20 protein-coding genes and 1 tRNA gene are annotated in these 25,197 nt (G+C 45.6%); 8 read left to right on the plus strand and 13 right to left on the minus strand.

Features of this window, described 5'->3' with window-relative positions:
* Positions 1 to 468 precede the first annotated feature (468 nt).
* On the plus strand, positions 469 to 2,070 hold the full coding sequence (locus K1Y79_RS01965) for a C1 family peptidase (protein ID WP_220248320.1): 1,602 nt from the start codon (positions 469 to 471) through the stop codon (positions 2,068 to 2,070).
* A 247-nt stretch (positions 2,071 to 2,317) separates the two neighbouring features.
* The gene (locus K1Y79_RS01970) at positions 2,318 to 3,307 is read left to right on the plus strand and encodes a glycoside hydrolase family 5 protein (protein WP_220248321.1); all 990 of its coding nucleotides are present in this window, start codon (positions 2,318 to 2,320) and stop codon (positions 3,305 to 3,307) included.
* A 154-nt stretch (positions 3,308 to 3,461) separates the two neighbouring features.
* On the opposite strand, the gene K1Y79_RS01975 is transcribed toward K1Y79_RS01970, so the two are convergent.
* Positions 3,462 to 3,911 (minus strand): DoxX family protein, encoded by a 450-nt coding sequence (locus tag K1Y79_RS01975; protein ID WP_220248322.1) that lies wholly within the window; start codon positions 3,909 to 3,911, stop codon positions 3,462 to 3,464.
* Positions 3,912 to 4,667: 756 nt separating this feature from the next.
* Here K1Y79_RS01975 and K1Y79_RS01980 point away from each other — a divergent pair.
* A complete protein-coding gene (locus tag K1Y79_RS01980; protein WP_220248323.1) occupies positions 4,668 to 5,627 on the plus strand; it encodes a hypothetical protein in 960 nt (319 codons plus the stop codon).
* 1 nt (position 5,628) lies between these two features.
* Positions 5,629 to 7,182 carry a phosphatase PAP2 family protein gene (locus K1Y79_RS01985; RefSeq protein ID WP_220248324.1) on the plus strand — a complete coding sequence of 518 codons (1,554 nt, stop codon included), beginning with the start codon at positions 5,629 to 5,631 and terminating at the stop codon, positions 7,180 to 7,182.
* A gap of 32 nt (positions 7,183 to 7,214) precedes the next feature.
* Here K1Y79_RS01985 and K1Y79_RS01990 read toward each other — a convergent pair whose 3' ends face one another.
* Positions 7,215 to 12,272: a PAS domain S-box protein gene (locus tag K1Y79_RS01990; RefSeq protein WP_220248325.1), complete on the minus strand. Its 5,058-nt coding sequence runs from the start codon at positions 12,270 to 12,272 to the stop codon at positions 7,215 to 7,217.
* Positions 12,273 to 12,828: 556 nt separating this feature from the next.
* Here K1Y79_RS01990 and K1Y79_RS01995 point away from each other — a divergent pair.
* Complete coding sequence (locus K1Y79_RS01995; protein WP_220248326.1) at positions 12,829 to 13,368, plus strand: hypothetical protein; 540 nt, start codon at positions 12,829 to 12,831, stop codon at positions 13,366 to 13,368.
* A gap of 59 nt (positions 13,369 to 13,427) precedes the next feature.
* Here K1Y79_RS01995 and K1Y79_RS02000 read toward each other — a convergent pair whose 3' ends face one another.
* From K1Y79_RS02000 to K1Y79_RS02010, 3 genes are all read right to left on the minus strand, one after another.
* Positions 13,428 to 13,832 carry a hypothetical protein gene (locus K1Y79_RS02000; protein WP_220248327.1) on the minus strand — a complete coding sequence of 135 codons (405 nt, stop codon included), beginning with the start codon at positions 13,830 to 13,832 and terminating at the stop codon, positions 13,428 to 13,430.
* 446 nt (positions 13,833 to 14,278) lie between these two features.
* A complete protein-coding gene (locus tag K1Y79_RS02005; protein WP_220248328.1) occupies positions 14,279 to 14,797 on the minus strand; it encodes a hypothetical protein in 519 nt (172 codons plus the stop codon).
* 66 nt (positions 14,798 to 14,863) lie between these two features.
* Complete coding sequence (locus tag K1Y79_RS02010; protein WP_220248329.1) at positions 14,864 to 15,724, minus strand: chromate resistance protein ChrB domain-containing protein; 861 nt, start codon at positions 15,722 to 15,724, stop codon at positions 14,864 to 14,866.
* Between the two features lie 285 nt (positions 15,725 to 16,009).
* On the opposite strand from K1Y79_RS02010, the gene K1Y79_RS29475 reads away from it, so the two are divergent.
* The 3 genes from K1Y79_RS29475 (at position 16,010) to K1Y79_RS02025 (ending at position 18,257) form a co-directional block, all read left to right on the plus strand.
* Complete coding sequence (locus K1Y79_RS29475; RefSeq protein ID WP_394370760.1) at positions 16,010 to 16,324, plus strand: ACT domain-containing protein; 315 nt, start codon at positions 16,010 to 16,012, stop codon at positions 16,322 to 16,324.
* Positions 16,325 to 16,427: 103 nt separating this feature from the next.
* A complete protein-coding gene (locus tag K1Y79_RS02020) occupies positions 16,428 to 16,784 on the plus strand; it encodes a BlaI/MecI/CopY family transcriptional regulator (protein WP_220248331.1) in 357 nt (118 codons plus the stop codon).
* Positions 16,785 to 16,790: 6 nt separating this feature from the next.
* Positions 16,791 to 18,257: a M56 family metallopeptidase gene (locus tag K1Y79_RS02025; protein WP_220248332.1), complete on the plus strand. Its 1,467-nt coding sequence runs from the start codon at positions 16,791 to 16,793 to the stop codon at positions 18,255 to 18,257.
* Between the two features lie 480 nt (positions 18,258 to 18,737).
* On the opposite strand, the gene K1Y79_RS02030 is transcribed toward K1Y79_RS02025, so the two are convergent.
* The 8 genes from K1Y79_RS02030 to K1Y79_RS02065 all read right to left on the minus strand — a co-directional run bounded on the left by K1Y79_RS02030 (position 18,738) and on the right by K1Y79_RS02065 (position 25,188).
* Positions 18,738 to 19,526 (minus strand): hypothetical protein, encoded by a 789-nt coding sequence (locus K1Y79_RS02030; RefSeq protein ID WP_220248333.1) that lies wholly within the window; start codon positions 19,524 to 19,526, stop codon positions 18,738 to 18,740.
* A gap of 240 nt (positions 19,527 to 19,766) precedes the next feature.
* Positions 19,767 to 19,839, minus strand: a tRNA-Lys gene (locus tag K1Y79_RS02035).
* Between the two features lie 116 nt (positions 19,840 to 19,955).
* Positions 19,956 to 20,933 (minus strand): GSCFA domain-containing protein, encoded by a 978-nt coding sequence (locus tag K1Y79_RS02040; protein WP_220248334.1) that lies wholly within the window; start codon positions 20,931 to 20,933, stop codon positions 19,956 to 19,958.
* 10 nt (positions 20,934 to 20,943) lie between these two features.
* Positions 20,944 to 21,789 (minus strand): hydroxymethylglutaryl-CoA lyase, encoded by an 846-nt coding sequence (locus tag K1Y79_RS02045; RefSeq protein ID WP_220248335.1) that lies wholly within the window; start codon positions 21,787 to 21,789, stop codon positions 20,944 to 20,946.
* Positions 21,790 to 21,800: 11 nt separating this feature from the next.
* Complete coding sequence (rlmB, locus tag K1Y79_RS02050) at positions 21,801 to 22,595, minus strand: 23S rRNA (guanosine(2251)-2'-O)-methyltransferase RlmB (protein ID WP_220248336.1); 795 nt, start codon at positions 22,593 to 22,595, stop codon at positions 21,801 to 21,803.
* Between the two features lie 95 nt (positions 22,596 to 22,690).
* Positions 22,691 to 23,248 carry an NUDIX domain-containing protein gene (locus K1Y79_RS02055; protein WP_220248337.1) on the minus strand — a complete coding sequence of 186 codons (558 nt, stop codon included), beginning with the start codon at positions 23,246 to 23,248 and terminating at the stop codon, positions 22,691 to 22,693.
* A gap of 109 nt (positions 23,249 to 23,357) precedes the next feature.
* Complete coding sequence (locus tag K1Y79_RS02060) at positions 23,358 to 24,290, minus strand: GNAT family N-acetyltransferase (protein ID WP_220248338.1); 933 nt, start codon at positions 24,288 to 24,290, stop codon at positions 23,358 to 23,360.
* On the minus strand, positions 24,271 to 25,188 hold the full coding sequence (locus tag K1Y79_RS02065) for an EamA family transporter (protein WP_220248339.1): 918 nt from the start codon (positions 25,186 to 25,188) through the stop codon (positions 24,271 to 24,273). The genes K1Y79_RS02060 and K1Y79_RS02065 overlap by 20 nt, the downstream gene beginning before the upstream one ends.
* Between the last annotated feature and the right edge of the window lie 9 nt (positions 25,189 to 25,197).

The following is a 25,197-nucleotide window of genomic DNA, read 5'->3' on the forward strand; positions in this document are numbered from 1 at the left end:
AAGCGAAAGACTGCCTGGCATCCATCCACAGAAAGAGCAGTTATACTAACACTGTTCGACTAATGGCTCTACAAGAAAACTTGGAATAATGCTTTGGAGAACCATCTAGTGAACGCCATCAGACATCTTTCCATATATAGCCCCGACATTACGCTACAAACAATCACCTGCCGCTACCTTCAACTGTTACATTCCATGCAATCGAAAACAGGTCTCTATCTGCTGCAAAAAATACAAACTAGTTTGTATTTTTTGCCAGTTCCACCCTTTTTAACTTCGCAACAGTATAGCTGCCTGCGCATACAGCTACTCATAAGCAACTGATCAATGAAACAGCAAACGGACCTGATTGTCATCCAACACTTACAACAGCCGGTACAGAACACCAGTAACTCCAGATAAAACGCTTCTATACAATTGCCCGGCAACAGCAAACCAACAACATTCACCATGCACAATCCATTAGTTATGAAATCAGCAATACGCCCGCTACTTATCATCCTGGCTCTATCTGCGATCTCCTGCTGGGGAGATGATAAAAAAGCAGATGATCCCACCCCACAACCTCCTGACTGTACAAATTGCGAGTTCAGTACCGGATGGAACAGCGGAGAAAACTACTCACAAACAATCCCCGTTGCCATCAATTACGGCAATTACCAGTCCGGCAGCTCACTCCCTGCCAGTGTAGACCTGACAGGCAAATTCCCTCCCATTGGTAATCAGGGAATGCTGGGTACCTGTGTAGCCTGGGCGGTAGGATACAATACCAAAAGTTACCTGGACGGTATTGCCAGAAATCTGTCCCAATCCCAGTTACAGAACAATTCCTATCAATACTCTCCTACTGATCTGTTCTTTGCTATCGAGCCCTCCAGGAGAGCCTGTAACACTGGCACCTTCTTCGACGACGCTTTCAATGTACTCATTAACAGAGGGGTAAATACCCTGTTAAGCGTGCCTTATGACCAGGTATGCCACCAAAGTTCCCCAGGTAACCCTTCCAGTGCTGCTGCCAACAAGATCAAAAACTTCCGGCGTATACAGGGGTCGGTGACAGAAATCAAAGAATACCTGGCCCAAGGGGTACCTGTTGTACTGGGTGCCATGGTAAATGGAGAGTTTCAACGCTGGAAGGGTAGCGCTGTGCTGAATAACCTGAACTACGGTGCTGATGCAAGCGGACATGCCATGGTAATTGCAGGATATGATGATGCCCGTAATGCATTCCGGATCATCAACTCCTGGGGAACAGGCTGGGGAGACTATGGATATGCCTGGGTAGGATATGACTTTCTGGTCAATAAGTTCTGTGTGCAGGGCGGTCAGCGGTCACTATTTGTTGCCTTCAATGACAATACTACTACGGTCGATCCGCAGACGCCAACCAATGGAGGTCCTGATCTTACGTCGATGGTCATGTCAGATTACACGCTATATCCTACCCAAAACTTCTATTCCAACGCCAGGAGGACCTTCTTCGATGTAAAAAACGTCGGATCGCAGGCTATCCAGGCGGCCTCCAACTGGAATATATACTACCTGTGGATGGATGCTTTCAACGCAAATAACTACGGCATTATCTTCAGGGGAGAGTTTACTACCAGCATTCCCCAGAATACCTATCAGAACATTAACGCCAACTATGCAAGAATCAATTACGACCTTTCGCCCGGCGCATCCCTGGGCCAGACCATCTTTGGCCTTCCCTATATCAGCTGGGACTATTATATGCCTACTCTTTCCGGCAACTATTACCTCGTTATGTACATCGACAAGGGCGGCAGCAATGAGGCCAATCAGACCAATAACGTCTTCTATGTAACACAGGCACCCAAGTTTTTTTCCAATGGTTACTCCCAACGCAGGGACGAAAGTAAAAATCTGGCAGGTAAATATCACTTTGAGGAGCTATCCTCATTCAAACACAGCCTCGGGGATAGCAGTCAGGTAAAGGAGAGCCAGCTGACTCTCTACAGAAGCTTATCCAATACCGGCTTCCCCAATGCATATAAGGCACAGGAAATAGCATCCTTCCTATCCTACAAGATTAAACACGGCGGGTTATGATCTACTGGCAATAACTATACGTTGCCAGCCTGGAAGTCTCCGGTTCATACCCGGAGACTTTCTCATTATACAAATAAGGGCAAACCCCACCATCAGTCAGTGAACAACAACGGGTTAAAATAATTACCGCCGGTTTTCATTTTACATTATATATTTATCTCTTCCGGCTGTATTATTTCACGTTGCTGTTACCCGGTTGCCGGTCTGCTGGCACTTACTAACAGCTCTTACTATAAACAAGCACAAAATGAAAAACGCTTTTATCAGTTCCCTGTTATTACTGTTCAACCTATGCATGACTGGCTATAGCCACGCCCAGACGCCTGTGGCTACCAATGGGCAGCTTCATGTAGCAGGTACAAAGCTTTGTAACCAGCAGGGCCACCCTATACAGCTCAGAGGTATGAGTACCCAGGGGCTTCAATGGTATGCCGGATGTATTACAGATGCGGCACTGGATACGCTGACCCGTGACTGGAAAGCAGATATACTGCGCGTATCCATGTATGTACAGGAAGGAGGCTATGAAACAAACCCAGATAAGTATACTGCGCTGGTAAAACAATTTGTTGATAAGGCAACTGCCAGGGGCTTGTATGCATTGATCGATTTCCACATCCTGACGCCGGGAGATCCTAACCATAATACCGGCAATGCCATCAGGTTCTTTACTGACATCGCTAATACTTATAAGAACAATAACAATGTGCTCTATGAAATTTGTAATGAGCCCAATGGCGTCAACTGGGCAAGCATTAAAAAATATGCGGAACAGGTCATCCCTGTGATCAGGGCTATTGATAATGACGCGGTGATCTGCGTAGGAACAAGAGGCTGGTCCTCTCTGGGGCTGTCAGAGAAAAGCGGCGCGCAGGAAATCCTGGACGATACACTCTCCTATCCGAATATCATGTACTCTTTTCATTTTTACGCTAAAACTCACCAGGAAGCTTACCTGCAACACCTGGACTGGGCTTCTGACCGCTTACCCGTTTTCGTAACAGAATTTGGTACCCAGGAAGCTTCAGGCGATGGTCCAAATGACCTGGTGTTAGGACAACGGTACATGGACCTGATGCGTAAAAAGAAGATCAGCTGGACTAACTGGAACTTTAGCGATAACAAAGCCAGCGGCGCTATATGGACCTCCGGTACCTGTGCAGGTAATGTATGGACAACCGACAGGCTAAAAGAAGCCGGCCTCTTTATCAGAAAAAATATGCGCAGTCAGCGCTAGCTACCCTTCAGGAAGGTATGGCTAACTAATACAGCGAAAGAACACAATATTACACTATAGGAAAGCCCGGAGCTCATAGCATCCGGGCTTTCCTGTTGAATACTTCCTGTTGCAACATGAATAATACTAACCGTGCTGATTCCAGGGCTTTTAACTACCTGACAGCACTACCATGTAAATTCATGCCTGAGGCACTCCTCCCCTGCCGCCATGCTCTCCATGCGCCGGTACACCACAAAGGCCATGCTACCAGCAGGGGATGAAGAAACAGTCTTGTCAGGCGTAATGCATCTGAGTTCAGGCCGAAAGCGTCCGTCCGGCTAAGATACTGTGCCAGGTTACCCGGGAAGATCAACACAAAAAAGATAGCAGCTATCCAGCCTACCAGGACACGTTTGGATGTCCAGAATAACAGGGATAGGCCAATCAGCAGCTCTACCACGCCGGATAGGTTTACAACAAGCACCGGATCCAGTGGTACCCATACAGGTACCTGCGACTGGAAGGGAACGTTCAGAAAGGTAAGGTGTCCGATGCCTGTAAATACCAGCAGTGATCCTAAAATAATGCGGAAAATGTTCTGGGTTGAGTTGGTATGACTCATCTTAAATAATGTTACGGGTGAAAAATGCATCCATCACAAAATCTTGCTCAACTTAAAGATAACGCATCTCCTGACGCATGGTTCTATGCAAGACCAGATCATCCCCGCTGACATTGTTTTTTTGGCCTGAACCGCCCTCGTATATAATAAAATATACACTTTATCAACATGGCTATCAATATCATTTAACATCTCCCCAGCCCCATTTGTACAATTACTGCAATCTATGGGCGATATTATCAGCAGCCCGTTTTACCACCATTTACTGATGCAAAACACCTCAGCAGACAATCCCCAAAAACATTGCAGCAACAGAAAAAATAAGCACGTACAATTGCTGCCTTTAATGACCTGCGGTATCCATGCCGGCAGGACCTACTATACTCCTCCTCAATACCGCCTGTGTAGCTGCGGTCACCGGCATAAAAAAAAGACAGCTGATTATGAAAGTATAAAACGTTCATGTGACATAATTCAGCGAACTTTTATATAGCTTTAAGTACAATCACCACACTTTTGCTATAGTGAATGTTATGAAGTACTAACAAGGGACAATGAGATATACAGTGACAGTGGAATAGAGCCAACACGATATGCTTTACTTTTTTTGTTATGAATGGATATAATGTGCAGTAACAGCGTATCCTTCTGTGGCATCTACTTACCCACAAATTGAATATTTATTACTCGTAGAACAAGTATGTTGTTGATATAATCAACCGATCTATGAGATTCGTGACCAAAATCTTCCGAACAATGAAAAGATCAACCGCCCCAATGGTAGTGGCTGTTATGGTGCTTTGCGCCCTGCTTCGGCCTCATTCTCTCTCAGCGCAGACGGACATTGACGCGCTTATGATGTCAAAGAATGAGTTCTGCATAGGCCCTATGTACAGTTACAGCAGCTGGAAGAACTATTGGGAAGGAACACGGAAAAGAGACAACCAGAACCTGGGAACTGTCTCCACCAGAATGATTGCCGTAATGGGCAATTATGGCATCACAAAGAAGTTTAACGTATTATTCAACGTACCATACGTTAAAACCAACGCCTCTGCAGGTACGCTGGAAGGCATGCAGGGATTACAGGACCTCAGCCTGTTCCTGAAATGGAGGCCTATCCAACACATGATAGGCAACGGCAGAATATCTGTACTTGGCGTTGCGGGTATATCTTTCCCCCTCACCAACTATACGCCTGACTACCTGCCGCTATCCATAGGTCTTCATAGCAAAACGGCTACGGGCAGAATAATCGTTGACTATAAGCTGGGAAGCTTCTTTGTCACAGCGTCGGCCACCTACATTCTCCGGGATAATATCCGCATAGACAGGGAGTCCTACTACACAACGGAAATGCACAATACCCACGAGGTAAGTATGCCGGATGCTGCCAATTATAACTTCCGTACCGGCTTCAGGAACCGGCGGTGGATAGCTGAAGGTGTCGTGAATATCTGGAATACACTGGGAGGATTTGACATAACAAGGAATAATATGCCTTTCCCGAGTAATCGTATGAATGCTACTACAACAGGTATTAATATCAAATACGTAGTGCCGGCATTACCCCAGCTTTCCTTTGTGGGTGGTGGTAATACCACTATTGCCGGCAGGAATATGGGGCAGGCCAATACGGTCTATGGCTCCCTTTTCTATATACTGAACTTCTCCCATAAGTCTCTCCATACCGCTCCATCCTCAAAACCTAACTGATATGAAGAAGATCATTCTTTATCCGCTGATCCTGCTTACAACTGCGGCCATCATCATTATTGCCTGTAATAAAGAGATATCGGGAAGGACGGATAATATACCGGCGCTCAACCCTGACAACCAGGACCTGGATGCAGGTACCTGGAAACCTGTATTGCTGTCCTCACCATCAGAAGTACCCGTCGCAGCTCCCGGAGCTACTACTTCGCCAGACTACATTGCGCAGATCAATGAGATTAAGTCCTGGCAGGCAGACCTCACTGGTGAAGAACAGCGGATCGTAAAGTATTGGAGTGCCGGCGCTGTGTTGCGCTGGAATGAAATCATGCGTGAGCTGGTAGCCAAACATAACTTACCGCCTTATCAGAATGAGGATGGTACCTACCCTGCTCCCAATCCTAACAATCCGCTTGCATACCCGCTGTTCCCATTTGCCAATCCGCCTTATGCGGCCAGGGCATACGCTTATGTGGCAGCTGCCCAGTATGATGCCTTGGTGGCTACCTGGTATTACAAGACGTTGTACAACAGGGCAGCACCTTATCATGTAGACAGCAGTCTAAAGCTACTGGTGCCGGCATCCACGCTACCTTCTTATCCGTCGGAAGATGCCGCGCTGGCAGGTGCAGCGGCAGAGATGATGAAGCTGCTGTTTCCTGGTGACCAGGAGTTTATTCAGCAGAAGGCGGAAGAACAAAAGCGTGCCCGCATCATTGCCGGGGCCAACGTCCGCAGTGATATTGAAGCAGGGGAAGCGCTGGGAAAGGCAATAGCGCAGAAATTTGTAGCCAGGGCCCGTGGTGACAGAGCCGGTGCTGCAGCAGGTAACCCTGCCATCTGGAAACAAATGGAAGACGCCTGTATTGCTAAAGGAGAGATACCATGGAAAAGTCTTGAAACGCCTAAGCGGCCGCCAATGCTACCCTTATTTGGTAAGGTAAAGCCTTTCCTGTTTGACTCGCTGACAGTCATCGCGCTGCGCCCTGGTCCACCACCTTCTACCTCCGGGGAGGAAATGAAGGCAGAGACCCAGGAAGTATTTACCCAGACGTCAGGGGCAAGCCGGGAAGATATCCGTATCATACATTTCTGGTCTGACGGCGCTGGTACCTATACGCCTACCGGCCACTGGATGTCTATTGCCTGTGAGGACTTTCTCAGGAAAGACTTCAGTGAAGTACGCTGGGCAAGGAATATTGCTTTGCTGGCAATGGCCGAAATGGACGCTGCTATTGTATGCTGGGATACCAAGTATCATTACTTCAACCCCCGCCCCTGCCAGATGAATCCTAATATCAGGTCGCTGACCGGTGTACCGAACTTCCCTTCTTATATATCCGGACATTCCACCTTCAGTGGCGCAGCTGCCAAGATTCTCGGACATATCATTCCTGAGAGGGCCGCTGCCTATGATGCCATGGCGGAGGAAGCAGCCAGATCCAGATTCCTTGGAGGACTTCACTACAACAAAAGCGACTGTGGGGTCGGGCTGGTCGTAGGCAGGAATGTAGGTAATTATGCCATACAACGAGCGAAGACAGACGGTGCAGAATAGCGGCCGTTTCATCATACAGCAAGTGATCAACTTTATTCATCACCGCGGATGGGCAGTGTTATACAAAACAGTGCCCCCGCTCCTTTCTGGCTCGCTACAGTAATCCCGCCGCCATGCCTGCGCAGGATCATAGCGCTGATATATAAGCTGAGCCCCAGGCCGGAGATACTTCCCACATCTTCATCCCGGAAGAAACGTTCAAATATCTTTTGCTGTTCCCTTTCATCAAGGCCGACACCGAAATCCTGTACACAGATAGTCACACTGCCGTCGGTCAGGCCGGATGTTACAATAATCTGCTCTGTCCCTGGCGCATACTTGATTGCATTAGCGATCAGATTGATAACCACCTGCCGGATGCGCTCCTGGTCAGCATGTATGATAGTATTGGCTTTTAACATTGGTACTATCTGCTGACTACCCGCGATGCCCTGCTGTATATCCACTACTTCCATTATTAGCTCATCTATCGGGAAGTCTGTTTTGTGCAGCTTCAGTTTCCCTTCGGTGATCTGGGTGGCGTCCAGCAGGGTAAAAATAAGAGAGATAAGCCGGTCTACCTGTCTGTCCAGTTTCTTCATCAGCGATACATTCTGTGTATCGCCACGCTCTTCCAATATCTCCTGTAACAGCTGTGTATAGGCTTTCATACTCGTTACCGGCGTACGCAGTTCATGACTGGCAATGCTGATAAACTCATCTTTCTGTTCCTGAATCCGTTTGCGTGGCGTAATGTCATACATGACCCCAACCATACGCGCAGCATGTCCATGTTCATCACGGGTTACCGCCCGTCCGAAACCACTCATCCACCGGATATGATCATTGTCTGCCCGCCTGATCCTGAACTCCATATTAAATTGACTTTCGCCATTTACTACATTTTGCAGGGCCTCGCTTACTTTGTCTACATCTTCTGTATGAATAAAGCGGGTAAAGAAGTCCAGGCTCTTTTCTTTGCCGTCGGGCATAAGTCCCAGTATATGAAAATGCTGTTCATTCCACACAACACTATCGGTTTCCGTGTTCCAGTCCCATGCAGCCATTTCAGCAGAGGCTAGTGCAATACGATAACGTTCTTCCGAAAGGCGCAACATTTCGTCACCTTCTTTCTGTCTGGTCATATCGCGGGCTACTTTAACATAGCCGGCAATAGTACCTTGGTGATAGATGGGCCTCATTACTCCACTCATGTAAAAACGCCTGCCGTCTTTCCGCATATGCCAGCGTTCATCGGGGGCTCTACCTTCATCGCGGGCCATGACCATCTCCTGTTCCGGCGCTCCTGCTGCGCGGTCTTCCGGGGTAAAAATGATATCTGCGCTCCTGCCTTGCATTTCCTGCTCAGTATACTCAAAAATGCGCTCTGCGCCACTACTCCAGCTCTGGACAATACGGTTCAGGTCCATACTGATAATGGCATAATCGACTGCACTTTCAGTAGTAACACGTAGCCGTTCTTCACTACGGGTAAGATGATCCTGCAGGTTTTTAAGTTCTTCAATATCTGTAGCAGAGCCAAACCAGTGCAACATTTCACCTGCATGGTTCTTCAAGGGCACGTTACGAACGATGAACCAGCGGTATACGCCATCATGGCGTCTCAGCCGAAATTCTGTATCAAATATTTCTCCTGCCGCAAATGACATATTCCAGCGTTCAATGGCCTGGGTAGCATCATCCGGATGTACAATAGCCTGCCAACCGGGGCCAATAGCATCTTCTTCCGAAAGGCCGGAGTAATCAAACCAGCGTTTGTTGAAATAGATAGCCTGCCCCGCCACATCGTTCGCCCAGAGTATATGTGGTATCGTATCGGCCAGCGTACGGGTACGGGCTTCGCTTGCGCGTAGTGCATGCTCCGTCCTTTTGCGGTCTTCGATATCGTGAAAGAATACAGAAATGCCTCCACTGGAGGAAGGAAATATCCCTACACTGATCCATCGGTGCAGAAAAGGGGACACTACTTCATAATGTACTGATTCACGGGTTTCCATTACCTGCAGCTGCATACGCCATGATTCGCTGTTGGCAGCCTGGGGAAAAGCTGCCAGGAATGGCTTACCCAATATAGCTGACCGCTGTACGCCCCAGGCTTCTTCCGCTTTATTGTTAACATAGGTGAAGCAATAGTCTTTATCCAGTGCATAGAAGAAATCGCCTATACTTTCGAGTATCTCTGACAGGTGCGTATGTGCCTGCATCAAAGCTTGCTCAGCATGTTTACGTCCGGTGAGGTCTTGCATTATCTTCACAAAGCCGACAGGGTTGCCATTGTCATCACGGAGGGGATGGGTAATACCTGATCCCCAGAAGCGGGATTTGTCCCGGCGCAGGTGCCAGCGTTCATTTTCTGCTCTTCCAACAGTTAATGCCAGCGCTGCTTCCTTTTCCGGATCACCTTTCAGGCGATCTTCCGGTACGAACAGTTCATCTCCTGACCTGCCGATCATCTCCTCGTCAGCATAACCGAATACATTCTGAGCCCCGCTGTTCCAGCTATTTACCTTACGGTCGGGGTCCAGGGTTAGAATGGCATAATCTGCCGCGCTTTCGATAATCAGCTTTCTCCACTCCTCCGCATTTCTCAGGGCTCTTTCCACCTTCTTACTGGCGGTGATATCTACAAAGGAAATAACAACACCGAGAATGCGGTCCTGATCGGTACGATAAGGGGTGATCCGGGTAAGAAAGGTCCCGCCATCCGAAGTCTCCATCTCCTGTTCAACGCTGTGGAGCGTCAAAAGTACCTTCTCTGCAATGGCGACCAGGTTATCTTTGATTAACCGGCTGGTGATATCGGACAATGGCCGGGTCAGATCAGCAGGAATCAGATTGAATATATTACCGGCAGCAGGTGTAAAGAGCACCAGCTGAAAGTTACGGTCAAGTATGATAGTACCAATATCAGTAGAGTTGATAATGTTACGCAGGTTGTTGCTTGTCATGCTCGATTCCTCAACCTTGATCTTGAGCTCATGGTTGACAGCCCTGAGTTCTTCATTAATGCTCTGCAACTCTTCTTTACCTGACTCCATTTCATCAGAGGCCGCGCGCAGTTCCTCATACATGGCCTGGAGCTCTTCATTACCTGACTTCAGTTCTTCGATAGCCAGTTCATGTTTTTCATTTACTGCGCGCAACTGGGCCTTGAGTACAACTATTTCCTCATCGAGGCGTCTGGCAGGTTCATCACTGGCAACGACGTGTGTTACTTCGTACTTTTGATCAGTAACTGCTTCAAATATCACCAGCAGAAAGTCCCCCGCAGCAGGATCATATAATTCAGGCGCTGGCCTTACATGAATATTAAGCGTTTCAGCCTGATCGGCGACATACATTTTCAGACCAGAAGCAGTAGCAGCGACTTTGTGCCTGGAGGCTGTATACAGTGCAGTGCGCAGATCGGCCCTTAGTTCTTCAGGAACAAGTTTCAGCAGTTTACGCGTAGGCTCGCCTCCAGCTACTCTCAGGTATTTCCCTGCATGTTCGCTGCTATGAACGATATCATATGCATCATTAACAATCAGTGACGGTGGCGCGTATAGTTCAAGCAGCCTCAGATGCAGCGGACCAAAAGACGGCTGTTCAGGACGGGCGCGCAGCCTTGTTTTCTGCTGTGGCGTCGGTAGTTCCTTAATAACAGGGCGTTGGGATATGACAACCTTTTTGGGTAATGAGCGACGGGTTTGCCATATATGCAGCTCCCTGCTATAGTTATCATATAGTTCACTGGCACCATCCACACTTTCGGCAGTACCCAGTAACAGGAAGCCTCCAGGATTTAACGCAAAATGGAAGGACTGCACTACTCTTTCCTGCGTTGACCGGTTCAGGTAGATCAGCACGTTACGGCAGCTGATAAGGTCGATGTGAGAAAAAGGGGGATCTTTCAGGAAATTATGACTGGCAAAAAGGATCATTTCCCGCAGTTCAGAACGCACCCGGTAGCCGTCTTTCTCGCTGATGAAGTGGCGGCCCAGCAGATCCGGAGGTATGTCTGCAGCATCATTGATAGTATAAAAACCTTCTCTGGCAGCGAGGATGGCCCGTTCGTCTATGTCGGTAGCAAAGAGCTGTATCTTAGGTGGATTAGGAATATCTGCCGTCAGATCGGCACAGAGCATGGCGATGCTGTAAGCTTCTTCACCTGTAGCACAGCCGGCAATCCAGATGCGTATTCCGTCACCATGGGCTTTGCCATCCAGGATCTTTGGTAAAATGATGGTCTTCAGCTCTTCAAATATCCTTTTATCCCTGAAAAAGTTGGTGACAGAGATCAGTAGGTCTTTCAGCAAAGCATTGGATTCATCAGGATGCTGGCGAAGAAACGTGGCATAAGCCGGCAAGTCGGGTAGTCCGTGAAGAGGGAGTCTACGACCAATACGGCGCAGCAGCGTTTGCTCTTTATATTCGGTAAAATCATACCCGGTATGCAAACGTAGTTCGGTTAAAATTGAGCGGAGCACCTGTTCATCCAGATGTACTTGCTCGTCAGCATTATCATCGATATGTAGAATACTGCTGGCTTTGCGATAGTTGATAATTTTTGCCGGGATCTCGCGCGCATACAATATTTCGTCTACCATACCGGTAGCGATCGCATGCCGGGGCATTTCGTTGAAGTTCGCTTCCCCGGGATGCTGTACAAAGACAGCGCCTCCCCTTTCCTTCACACGCTTCAATCCCATGGAGCCATTCGCCCCAAGTCCTGACAATAGTATACATACAGAGCGGCCATCATAGGCATTTGCGAGGGAGCGCAGAAAAACATCTACTGGCGCGCGCTGCGTAGCTATATCAGCATTGTCAGTAACCGTCAGGTATCCGTCAGTAATTTCCACGTTCTTATCTGACGGGATCACGTAAACCACATCCGGCCGGATAGCCGTCCTATGTGTAACCTGCATTACCGGCATTGCTGTCAAACGCTGCAAGACAGCTGCAAGTGGGCTATTATGACCGGGAGAACTATGTAGTAGGACAATATACGCGATACCAGCATTGACCGGTGTAACTTGAAAGAAAGCCTCCAGCGCCTCAATACCGCCTTCAGCTGCACCGATGCCAGCAACAAGAAAATTATTCATTTTAAATACTTATATATGATGACACCTCCCCTGCATCAGCAGAGAGTTCGCTCCTGTAGCATTTACGTGCAGCGCCTGGAATGAGGAGATGGTATGTCCTTGGAGTTTATCGCTAAAAGTATGCCCGCGATAAAAATGCAGGCAGGTATGGTGATCAGCAGCAGGCTGCTTGACAAAGTTCAGAGCATGGACAAATGAAACGAATGTTTACTGCGGACGTTGATACCCTCCCCGGGCATGAAGGTACAGGTGAGGTGTGGATACGCCCAAAAAGCAAACCTTACACATTTCCCGGTACTGATATTTCTGGGCGGCTGGCGGGGATATACAGGTTGGATGTAGTGGAAAAAAAGGGATCGGGTATTTCAACTTCCTTCTGTTATACCAGGGCTTGTGTTTCATATGATGGCATCACCATAAGGTCATATAGAGGTCACTTGAATATCCCTGGGATATTCGAGTGACCTCTATGTGACGATAAAGTAATGGTTTAATATAAATACCACAGCAGTATCATACCCTAACTTTGAGTTTGCACACTTCAAAATTGACGCTTATGGCTATTGTAAAGGATAATATACTCCTCCAGCTTGTGCGGGGTTCTCTTGGTAGATTAGTCACCATTTACGAACGCAACGGACAGATTATTATGGCGAAGAAACGGGGTCCGTCGGGTAAGAAGGCTACCGCCAGGCAGCTGGAAGCCCGTTATAAGATGCGGATTGCGGCGGCATACGCGTTAAAGCTGCTGGCAGATCCGGCATTAAAAGCCTATTACGCCTCGCTGGCAGGGCCAGGTCAGAACGCATATAATATGGCTGTAAAGGACGCTTATCATTCCCCTGAAATTCAGCAGATCAGGTTGGAAGATCAGGAGGTGGTTGTGACAGCGAAGGATCAGTTCCGCGTTGCGGAGGTGAGGGTGCAGGTAGTAGATGCGGAAGGAAGTATTACGGAGCGCGGTCAGGCAGTACTTGCCAGAAATGGCGTAGACTGGCATTACCGGCCTACATTGCTGCCTGCGGGAGGCAGGGTGATAGTTGTTGCGGTGGATCTACCGGGTAAGGAGACGGTGAGAGAGCTGTTATTACTATAGTCAATGACGACAGTTTGCTGTAAGGGGCTATTGTGAGTGAGGTAGTATGGATATATTAGTTATGGCCACTGTGGATGACTCCCTGGCAGCGCAGCATGCAGCAGTAGCAGCAGCATCCATAGGATCTGGTTTTTACCCAGCATCTGGCATGAGGCCGCGAATAGTTCAAGGTTTGGACTAAGTGCCTGGTCCAGGGTTAGGGAGTTGACTGCATTATATCTGGATGTTTTATTACCCAGCACCTGGCATAAGGCCGCGAATAATTCAAGGTTTGGGCTAAGTGCGTGGTCCAGGGTCGCGGAGTTGATTGCATTATATCTGGATGTCTTATTACCCAGCACCTGGCATAAGGCCGCGAATAATTCAAGGTTTGGGCTAAGCGCCTGGTCCAGGGTTAGGGAGTTGACTGCATTATACTGCAGCGGATTGAAATATCTTATTTGCCTGGTGGATAAAAATGTCAAGTGAAGGAATAGACGACCATTAGCGTACAATAGACAACGCGTCGATGAACGGAGCGTCGCTTTTACCTTTGCTCAGGGAACAAAAGCTTGTTACCAACTAATCTTCAAACTTATAAGTCAAACAATATTCAAAACTGCAGTCTATTTATAAGCAGATGTGGAGAACTAAGAGCGTCGCCAGGCAATACCTGACTGTTGTATAAGTCCGGGATTGCTTCATTTTGGATTAATGCTACTTAGATAGAATGCCGGGTAAAATTTGTACAAGCGCCAAACCTTCTTCGTAGTCCTGTTCATTTATTCATTTGTTCCGCTCCACCAGGTCGCGGTGCATATAACCAGCAAGTGCAACAGGACAACGGAAGCCTTACGTTCCTAATTTTAGAAAGTAAATGGTAAATTGACAAAGAGTGTAGTTTGCATCATTCCTTTTCATAGTGGGCAATTTAGAAGGCAACACCGAATTGAAAACCTACGCCCAGCGTGGCAGGTTGGTTGTTTCCGAACCTTCCTGGCACAGGCAGAGCAATGAAGTAACTGTAATCCTTACATTTCTTAATGACCTTGTTAAGAACTGGAGTTACTCCATACCTGCCGGACGTTTCAAAAGCCAATCTATTAGCTAATGTGAAACCATGTCCCAGCGAAACCAGTAAGCCAGGATGAAAGAGCAGGTTATTCATTTTACTAGTTCCATCTGCGGCTCGGATAAATGGGACCACTTCGAAAGTGAAGCCTATTTTAGGACTTTTCCAGATATTTATGCCTGTAGGTAACCCTCCGACGTAGGCACCGTCGAAGTTTGTATGTACACCACCGTTTCCAAACGTTACAATAGGGTGCAGGACCCCGACATAACCAGTAATCTTTGGATAAGCCGTTGTTTGGGCGTAAATGACTCTTAGCGGAATACCAGTAATAAATAATGATAGAGCGGTTGTTTTTAGAATCACAGCTATTTTCATATTCTTTCCCTGAAATGAATTAAACTGCAATTATATTTCTCCTTCAACTTCCAGAATAGAACAGAATTAACTTTTGGAATCCTTTTTACTTTTGAGGAGCTTTTTTTTGAATTGGGAGGGCGTTTCGCCCATTTGTTGTCTAAAAATGCGCGTGAAGTGGCTTTGGTCGGAAAAGCCAGTTAAGTACGCGATCTCCGTTAATGAGTATTTGGATGTTTTAAGCAAATCGACGGCGCGGTCAATTCTTAGTTTCCTTATATATTCCCCGTAAGATAGGTTATCAAAATATTTGGAAAACTCCCGTGAAAGATATGAAGGATTCACATCAAGGTCTTTTGATAAGTCCTTTAATGTAATACTCAGGTTGGTATCTATTTGATCTTGAATAAGCGATTTTAGTTCAGCCACCCACTCTGGTGTCTTTGAGCTGCCAGCATTGTTTATATACCTGTTGAATATTTCTAATAGCATTTGCTCTGCCGGGCCTGCCTGCGTATGCTTTAAATGATATAGGTCTTTAGCCCATGAGTATAGTCCGTCATATATGGTCATTCCCAACTCAAGTAATACATGATCGTCCTTGATATTATGTGCCAGTCCCGCGAAGATTGCTTCCAGTCCTGCTGCCTGTGGAGCGAAGTCGTGACGATCTGTATCTGCTCCCCTAACAATAGCGGCCATTCGTGTGAGAGCCGGATCATTCAGTTTGTGCTTCTTGATAAAGTAATCAAAGGTGCATTGGCCTTCATAGTGCGTGTATTCTACATCAGGAATGTCAAATGGAATGGCTTTTAGTCTATCTGCTTGATTTATTACGTCTGAAAATGGTACATAGATGATTTCCGCTTCCGGATCTATAAAGCGCTTAATGAGCCAAGGACAGGCTATTCTGTCAATTTTCGGGCGTTCCCGTGTAATCCATTTCATTTTACTGTTTTGCAGCTATTTGACTCTAAACTACCAAAACTGAAAGAAAACAATAAAAATAAATACAGGTACGTGTGTTCTTATTTGAGTGAACCAAAGAGTGCAGCGGCTGCCGCATAAAGATGTAATGACCATTACCCAAAGTAAATGTGTGTCATTCAAACCAATTATACAGATAGCTTATCAGGAATAGCGATACCCGTGAGGAACAGCTTTGTCCTCTTCAATTCATCATTTGATAAATTGATCAGAGGTGTATACCAGTAAATTGACTCAGAAGGCGACATTGATACAGGGGAAGTTAGTTTGATGGCGGCTTTGAAGCATCTTACTCCCATTCTACAGGAGTGTCATTATGTCTTTGTCCACATCAGTGATGTTGGTTCGGTTCCTCTGTCGAAGGTGTTATGTATGTTCCGGGAAAAAGAAACGGTTATAGCAGTGATGCTGGAAGCCAATGCAAAGGCATCAGGACTGGCGTTTACACATGTCGCTGCCCGGATTACGTTGGAAGTACCTTCAGCTTTAGCCAAATCTTCCTGTAGGCCGGATGATGCCGCGAGCTTGTCTGTAGACCCTCGCAGGGGGGTTTTGGGATAAATAGTTGCTCTTGAGTCTAATATTTTTTAATATTATTTGGTAGTTTACGAAAACTTCGTAGATTTACGAAACAATCGTAACTGCTTGTTTTAAATGCACGTTTATGGAAAAGCTAACGCAGCAGGAGGAGCTGGCAATGCTCGCCATATGGAAGACGGGTTCAGGGTCTGTGAAGGACTTCCTGGAGAACCATCTATCGCCGCAGCCGCCGTACACCACACTGGCTTCTACTATCAGAAACCTGGAGAAGAAACAATATGTGACCAGTCGCAAGACAGGCAATGTCTATACATATACGCCGGCCGTTCAGGAAGGAGCGCACAAACAGGCATTTATGAATGGTTTTGTGAAAGATTACTTTGAGAACTCTTATAAGGCGCTGGTCACTTTCTTTGCCAAGGAGAAGAAAATTACGCCGGCAGAACTGAAAGACATCGTAAGAATGATAGAAAAAAAGTAATTGTTTATGCTGATTTATCTGTTAAAAGCCAACATTATACTGGTCCTGTTTTATCTGGCTTATCGCTTTGGCTTAAGACGTTTGACCTTTTATACACTGAACAGGTTTTTCCTGATTGCAGCAATCATATGTGCAGCAGCAGGACCGTTGATAGACCCATCTGTATTTATTCAACATCATCACGGACTAAATGCGGTAGCGGAGACCTTACCAGATCTTTCTATGTTCAGGCGGAGTGAGAAGCCGCTTATAAACCAGGTGCTTGAGTATATTTTCTGGGGCGGTGTATGGGTAATGGGAACAAGATTACTGATACAATTACTGTCATTATTAAAGCTGCATAAAAACACAACAAAAAGGATATACGGAAACGAGAGGTTACGTGTGACAGCGCGTCGTGTTAATCCGTTCTCTTTCATGCGGAATATCTATATCAATCCATCCTTGCATAGTCCTGAGGAACTGATTTCCATCATCAGGCATGAGCAGGTACACGTAAGACAGTGGCATACGCTGGACGTGTTATTAGGGGAACTCACCAGGATCTTTTACTGGTTTAATCCTGGGGCGTGGCTAATGAGCATTGCTATTCGAGAGAATCTTGAGTTCATTACTGACAGGTGTGTGTTACAGCAGGGAATGGATGCAAAAGCTTATCAATACAGTCTGATAAAAGTAAGTGGGATCCCATATGCGACGGCCATCGCAAACAACTTTAATTTCTCACATTTAAAACAAAGAATTATGATGATGAATAAGAAAAGATCATCCCGCTATCAGTTAGTGCGCTATGCAGTACTGGGTGCGATCATAGGAATTGCAGTATTATCACTGAATTTCACCCGGGCGGCTGTAAAAGCAGAAACCTCTGCCAGGCATATAACAGCGCTGGTTTTACCGTATGATACTGTTAAACCAGCACCGGTTATCTTTACAGCGCCTCCTCCTCCACCGCCAGCTCCACCTGCTCCCGCTCCTGCCGCTAGACAGATGAAAGGCAAACCGGTACCACCTCCACCACCTCCGCAACCTATAGTAGAAGAGATCAGAATGGAGCCGGTAACAACACCGATGCCCGCTTCAGCACTGGGCGCTCTCGTTGAAGATATGGAGGAAAGACCACTTCCCGGTGGCGGCGTAGCCATCAGGAAAGCGAACCCCGAAGTTAAAATGAGGCCGGTGTTTTATGTAGACGACGTTCATTATGGATTGGAGGCACCTGCTAACCTCAATACAAACGACATCAGTTCAGTTAATGTGCTAAAAGGCGAAACGGCCGTAAAATTGTACGGTAGCGAAGCTAAAGACGGAGCGGTGCTTATTTACACCAAGGCTTACATTGGAGACGCCAGTATCCGGACTACACAGTCTGTGAAAACAGTTACTACTGTGGACGGCGTCAAAATTCAGACAACAGGTACAAATGCCTCGGCAAAAACAGCTGAACAGACTAGTCAGAATAAGGCGCAATAGTCGGCAAGCGTCGTCGGAATGATAGCTAAAAAGACATCGCTATTATACAACAATGGGCCGCTCATCGTGTGATGAGCGGCCCATTGTTGTATGGTTGTTATGCAAGTCGCATCGTTGCCAGTCACATTAGTATAAGTACCCTGACTTCTCTAAGTCTTGTAATAAAAAAGCTGCTGCTATCTTAAAGTTATTAATCCACCATTGCATGTTTAAAGATTCAGCATCGTCAACAGTTTGTACCTCTTCATTTTTATGAATACTTCCACCATGGCTAGTGCATTCTTTTTAATGCCAAACAGATCAAAGTATATAATTGAGGTGCAGTGTGTGGTGATTGCCGCCCGTGAATGAGTAGTTTGATGAACGAGCTTAGTGCTGGACATTGGGATGTTCGTATATGCAGCCTCTTCCTGATGAGGTTCTTCTGGCACCTGAAAGGCTCACACCTACCTAAATTACGTCTACACCAACTTGGCAAAGTTACAAATTGACATTCCTCGTATGGTCAGTCCAATCGAACAACACGAACTTCTTCCAAAAAGGTGTATCCGGAATCTTTGTTTTATCATAATATTCAAAAATGTCACTGTATTCTTTATTGAGAGTTGAATGCCATGTTTGATCTTCTTCATTATATTCAAGATGGTATATATTGAGATGTTCACGAATTTCGGAAAGTAGGTAATATCGGAAATCTGAGCCATAGAAAACAACGTCAGCACCCAGTATAGAAAACACAGGTCTTTCATCTAAAGATAAATCCGCTACCTGATATCGATGGCCCATAACAGGAACTAGCTTTGGTGCTTTTTCATATAACTCATCAAATGTCTTCATTCTTTCCGCGACATCGTCAGATTTTTTGCCCCAAGAATTTATCCAGAATGCATGATTAAGGATATCCGCGGATATAGTTTCATATACAAAATTTAACCTTGATCTTATGTCCTCATCGTCCTCCAGCCAGTTGCGGAAGAATGAATACTCACAATATTCTCCTTCTCCATATTGCTCGTACACTTTCACTTTTCTATCGATCGTGTGAAGGATCTTCAGAAATTCTCTGTGTTCTGGTGTGAAAATTATTGAATATTTTTCCTGTACTTGATCGATCTGTTCATCGGTCATACCGATCCATCTAGCCCCATATGCCCACTGCGGACATTTATCCTCATTCGCCGTAGTTGCTGGATTTTGACTCCAGTAATTTTCAGTTTGATTTTTCAACCAATACAAAAAATCCGTATAGTTTTCAGGTACAGGTCCCATTAACAGTCCAGTTTTTAAAAGAAATCATAGATATCGTTTAGAGAGATATTATTCAGCATAGGAGATTCAAATTAATAATGAAATTAATGGCTTTAATATTTATTGAAAAGAATTAAAGGATGACAAAAAATCCTCACCACGACTCGAACCTTTTAAATGTTTGATAATAAGTTTAGTATACAATATGTCGTAAAACAAGAACGCTTCAAGTCTCTCAACCTGAAGCGTTTAATTTCCCTGTGATCCCGCTGGGACTCGAACCCAGGACCCATACATTAAAAGTGTATTGCTCTACCAACTGAGCTACGGAATCATTCCCGTCAAACGGGGTTGCAATATTACGTTAAATGATTTACAATTTCACAAATATGTTTACCTTTTTTATAAAAAACTTAGCTTTTCGCATCTCTCTAGTAGATATACACGTAGTTATTGACTAAAGTAAGCTAGTTCCTCCTCCATATTAAGAAATGGAAATTCCTCTATTAGCAGTTTCGTTTTACGTGCATATGTTTGAAGAAATTGCTTGTGCTGTGAGCTATCCGGATTAAATGGTTTATGCTGCCTGGCACGGATGATTTCCCCAACTCTGGGTAGAATGAGCTTGTCTTCTTCTCCAAGACATTTGTCCGTAAAGTGATCCCATACGTAGTCAACCGCCAATTCATTGGGATGTACGAGGTCTTCATTGTAGAACCTGTAATCCCTGAGATCGTCAATTACCAGCTCGTAACCAGGAAAGTAGTACAATCTGTCAAACTTATTTACAAGATGATGGACAGTTTGCATCAGTATGGCCTTACTAAGATTGTTCTCAATAACCCCATCACGGATATAGCGCACCGGGCTAATGGTAAACATTATCTTCACTTTCCTGTTACGGAAAAACAAACGGTGCATAAGATTATCCAATGCTGAGATAGCATCCGGAGGAGACAATAATCGCTTATGAAAAGAAGCCGAAGGTACTTTATGACAATTACCCACCACTTGATTGGCGTTAGCAAGTGTATAGGTAAATGCTGAGCCTAGGGTAATAATCAACCAATCAGCATCTTCCAGTCGCGCTGAAGCTACGTCCTGGGCAGCATTTATACCTGCAAGTACCTCCTCCTGGTCCATACCTGAGAAACGGCTGTGGTGGTCCCAGCTATGCCAGAGATCATTGTGAGAAAACAGATCAGCAGCTGTATAATGCTTTCTGTCCAGGTAGGTATGTAACGCCTGGGTAATACTGATCGGGTTATAAAGGATACCATGTGGATTTAGAATGGCATCAAAATGATATTGTTGAAGACGCTGCCCGATTTCCTCTGCAAAGCAGGATCCCACCATCAATATTTTATCGGTATATCTGAGTGGTACCGAAAGCGGCGCAACCGGAAAGGTCAAACGAAAGTTTGTCATGATACAATAACTAATAAAAGATGCTTTCAGCTATTTGCAAGGCGGTCTGCAATGCTGTAAAATCAAGCCCCAACTGTTCATGGCGCTGCACGCTGAAATCCAGTAACCGCTCTGTAGCCAGATTGCCTACCAGTTCGTCTTTGGCCATAGGGCACCCACCAATACCTTTGATAGCACTATCAAAGCGGCGGCATCCCTGGTTATAGGCTGTTGCTACCTTTTCTTCCCAGTTATGAGGAGCAGAATGAAAATGCGCACCAAACTCCACTGAGGGGTATGCAGGGATAAGTGTAGAGAACAATTGGCTGATGATTCCGGGATCTGCAATGCCAACTGTATCAGCTAATGAGATGATCTGAATATCACGTTGTACCAGCTCGTCTACCCATTTTAGAGCAACAGCGGCATCGTAGGGATCTCCATAAGGATTTCCAAATCCCATGGAGATATACACTACCAGCTGTTTACTATTCTTAATACATAGTTCCTGCAGGGTATCTAATAGTTCCAGCGATTCCCTGATCGATTTGTTGGTATTGCGCAACTGGAACGTCTCTGAAATTGAGAAGGGATATCCTAAATAAGCTATCTCATCGAAAACCACAGCCTCTTCAGCTCCACGTTGATTAGCAACGATGGCCAACAGTTTACTTTTAGAGCCGTTCATTTCCAGGCGGGAGATGACTTCAGCAGTATCTGCCATTTGAGGAATCGCTTTCGGCGATACAAAGCTGCCAAAGTCAAGTGTATGGAATCCGACTTTCAACAGGGCATTCAGATACATTACCTTTTCGTCCGTGCTTATTAACCTATGCCAGCCTTGCATGGCATCACGTGGACATTCGATCAGTTTCATTTACTGGAGTTTTATGCGCCTCTCTGTTTCATGGCTTCATACAGGATGATGCCCGCAGCTACAGAGACATTGAAAGACTCAAAGTTTCCGGCCATAGGAATATTGAACAAAGTATCCGAAGCTTTTCTCAATGCTGGATATACACCTTTGTCCTCAGAGCCCATAATTACTGCTACAGGCTCCTGCAGCTGACAATCATACAGCTTGGTTTCCGCCTCCATCTCGCTGGCAATCACCTTGATACCATTTAGATGAAGGGTGTCAATTGCTTTTAGCAGACTATTAACCCGGCAGATGGAGATTCTTTCCAGTGCGCCTGCGGAAGATTTAATAGCTTCCTCATTCAGCGCAGCAATGCCCCTATCAGGGATAATAATAGCCTGTGCCCCGCAACAAACAGCACTACGCGCAATAGCGCCGATATTACGTACATCAGTGATACCATCGAGGATCAGAAACAAAGGAGTTTGCCCCTGTTCGGTAACATGGGAGATCACATCTTGCAGATCAAGATAAGATACTTTACCCGTTATAGCGACACAGCCCTGATGGTTAGCTGAGGTCAATCCGTTCAACTTTTCAACCGGAACGAGATTGATCGGAATGTTATATTGATCGGCTAACTGCTTGATTTGCGGGATGATATCCCCTGTTGCGCCACGCAACATAAAAATACGCTCGATTGCCTTCCCAGCATTGATCGCTTCCACAATTGGCTGCCTGCCTATCACCAGGGACGAAGCCTTGGGCTTGGGTGCCTGCTGACGGAAACCACCGCCAGGCTTTTTAAATTTTCGTTGTTCCATTACTGCAAAGAACGGAATTTAAAGTCAATTAGGAATTAGGAATTAAGAATTAGAAAAGATTGATATTTGACATCTGTTGGTTACTCGTTTGCTTTTCAGATCTCACCTTCCAGCATCATTAGCTTGATTTTCAGGATCGCGGCAACAGACATGGAATCTGTGATTTCATGGTTTTTAACCATCTGGTAAGCTGTTTCAAAAGGGACTTTTTTGTTGAACAGCTGCTCTGTCTCCTCGGGTTCTGCCTCTCTTTGTTCCAGGTTTCGCGCCAGAAATATTACAGCCGCTTCGTCCGATACCGAATTTGACAGGTGCATCCTCACAATTGGTTGCCACTCTTTAGCTATAAGCCCAGTTTCCTCTAACAATTCCCGCTGGGCACCTAGTAGAGGGTCTATGCCCAAGGGGCCTCCGCCTTCGGGAATCTCCCAACTAAACTGCTCTAATGGGAAGCGGTACTGCCCTACTAGATATATATTATTAGCCTCGTCCAGGGCAACTACGCCAATAGCCGCATTCTTAAAATGCACGACGCCATAGATGCCTTTGCCACCTGAAGGGTTAATTACCTGATGCTCAGTAATACTGATCCAGGGATTGTCATATTTCATTTCACTGGATAATATTGTCCAGGGGTTCTGTTGCGTTTCCATATGACAAAGAAAACAAAAAAAAACCGCCTCGTTAAGAAACGAGACGGTGTCAACCAGATGTCGGCGGTAAATACCTTTTGAACATCATACCTAAATCTAAATCGTATCTTTATAATATTATTTTCACTTGTGATAGATGGTGTTTTAAATGATGCAAATAATCCGTCACCACATATTGCAGTGTGACAGGTTCTTTCTCATTAATTCTGATAAGGTTATTTAGTGCTGCGGCGGGTATCGTGCGTATTGTCAACGCAAGATGTTTGTTCATCCCCACCCATAAATCAATTAATTCCTGCCAGGTGCTCAACTGCCAGGCTTGTCCCTTTACCCAAAATTCCTGCGAATATCCAGGAATTTCCAGCAAAGATATCTGTTGTGATCGTATAAAACGAACATTATTATTAATTGCTGAGTCAATTAGATGTCCAATAATCTCTTTTGAACTCCACTTATACCTCGAAGGTCTCTCTGCTGCTACACTTTCTGGAATTTCGCGTAACAGTGGAGCGGCAAAATTTACTACCTCCAATAGTTGTGCTGCTACGTCGTAATGAGGGTTTTGCTCTGCAAGTACAATCTCCATTTTGATAGTACTACGCTCGTGACTATTTCCTTCCGCCTGCACTTCCCTAAAGCCAAGCTTCTGATACATTGCTAACGCCGGCACAAGTACTGTATTTGAGTATAGTACAACCTTTCCCAGACCTTTACTTCTTGCCAGTTGCAGTATACCCTCTACAAGCTTCCATCCAATCTTACGACCATGATAAGCCTCATCCACAGCCAACTTAGTCATTTCGGCGGTTACTTCATCGATCCGTTTTAATCCTACCGTACCTACCATTTTGCCTTCCAGGGAAGCAAAAATGATATTCCCTCCGTTTCTGATAATATGTGTATCAGGATTACTCAATACGTCAATATCTATTGGTCGTAGAACAAAATACCGCTCTATCCACCACTTATTTAATCGCTCGAAGTGAGGCTGGTAGGCGGGTTCATAGTCTACCAGGGCCACCTCATGATTTGGTAGTTCCATATTGCTTTTTATTTCTGTTTACTGCCATATTTACAAGATAAACACCTCCAAGGGTCACTAGACAAGATATACCTGTCGTCCAGTTCAGATGTTCCTGGAGGATCAGCCACCCCAGTAGTACCGCAACTATCGGATTAATATAGGCGTAAACTGAAGCCAAAGAAGGCGGCAGGTTATTAAGTACAAAAACATAGGACGAATATCCAAGTATGGAACCGATAAAAATCAGGTATAGGAGACTACCCCACAATTCGATATTCAGAGCGTCGATTGGTAAGGAATACCCCATAATACTCGCGATAACCGTCATTACGATACCACTGAAGAGCATCTGGAAACCTGCACCGTATAGGAAGTTTATTTTAAGTGCCCATCTGGCTGTTAATACAGAGCCGATTGCCCAACTAATACAGGCAATAATAGTAAGCAATATGCCAAAACGGAACTGCGGATTGGTCAGACTGGAAAGATAATCGTAAAAAATACCACCTACTCCCATCAGACCGACTAACATACCCGTTACTAATAATATGGTAAACTTCGTACGTTGTACAAGGAAATAACTGAATATTGTTATCCATATAGGCACAGTGGCTACGATAATAGCACAAAGTCCGCTAGGAATATATTGCATTGCCCATGTAATAAGGCCATTACTCAGGCAAAGCATCATCACGCCAATAACAAACAAACGCGACAAAACGATTCTTTCAGGAAATTTATATCCTCTGAGTAAGAAGAAACCTATTAGTAAAAGACCGGCAATCGTCTGTCTAACGCCCGCCAGCATAAGACCATGGGTATGGCGCACACCAATCCTGGAAGCCAGGTAAGTGGTACCCCAGAAAATACTGACTACCACCAATGCCATATAGGCATTCGTGTTTGACTTTTTCATAAGCTGATG

This window comes from Chitinophaga rhizophila (genome assembly GCF_019492185.1).
GTDB lineage: Bacteria > Bacteroidota > Bacteroidia > Chitinophagales > Chitinophagaceae > Chitinophaga > Chitinophaga rhizophila.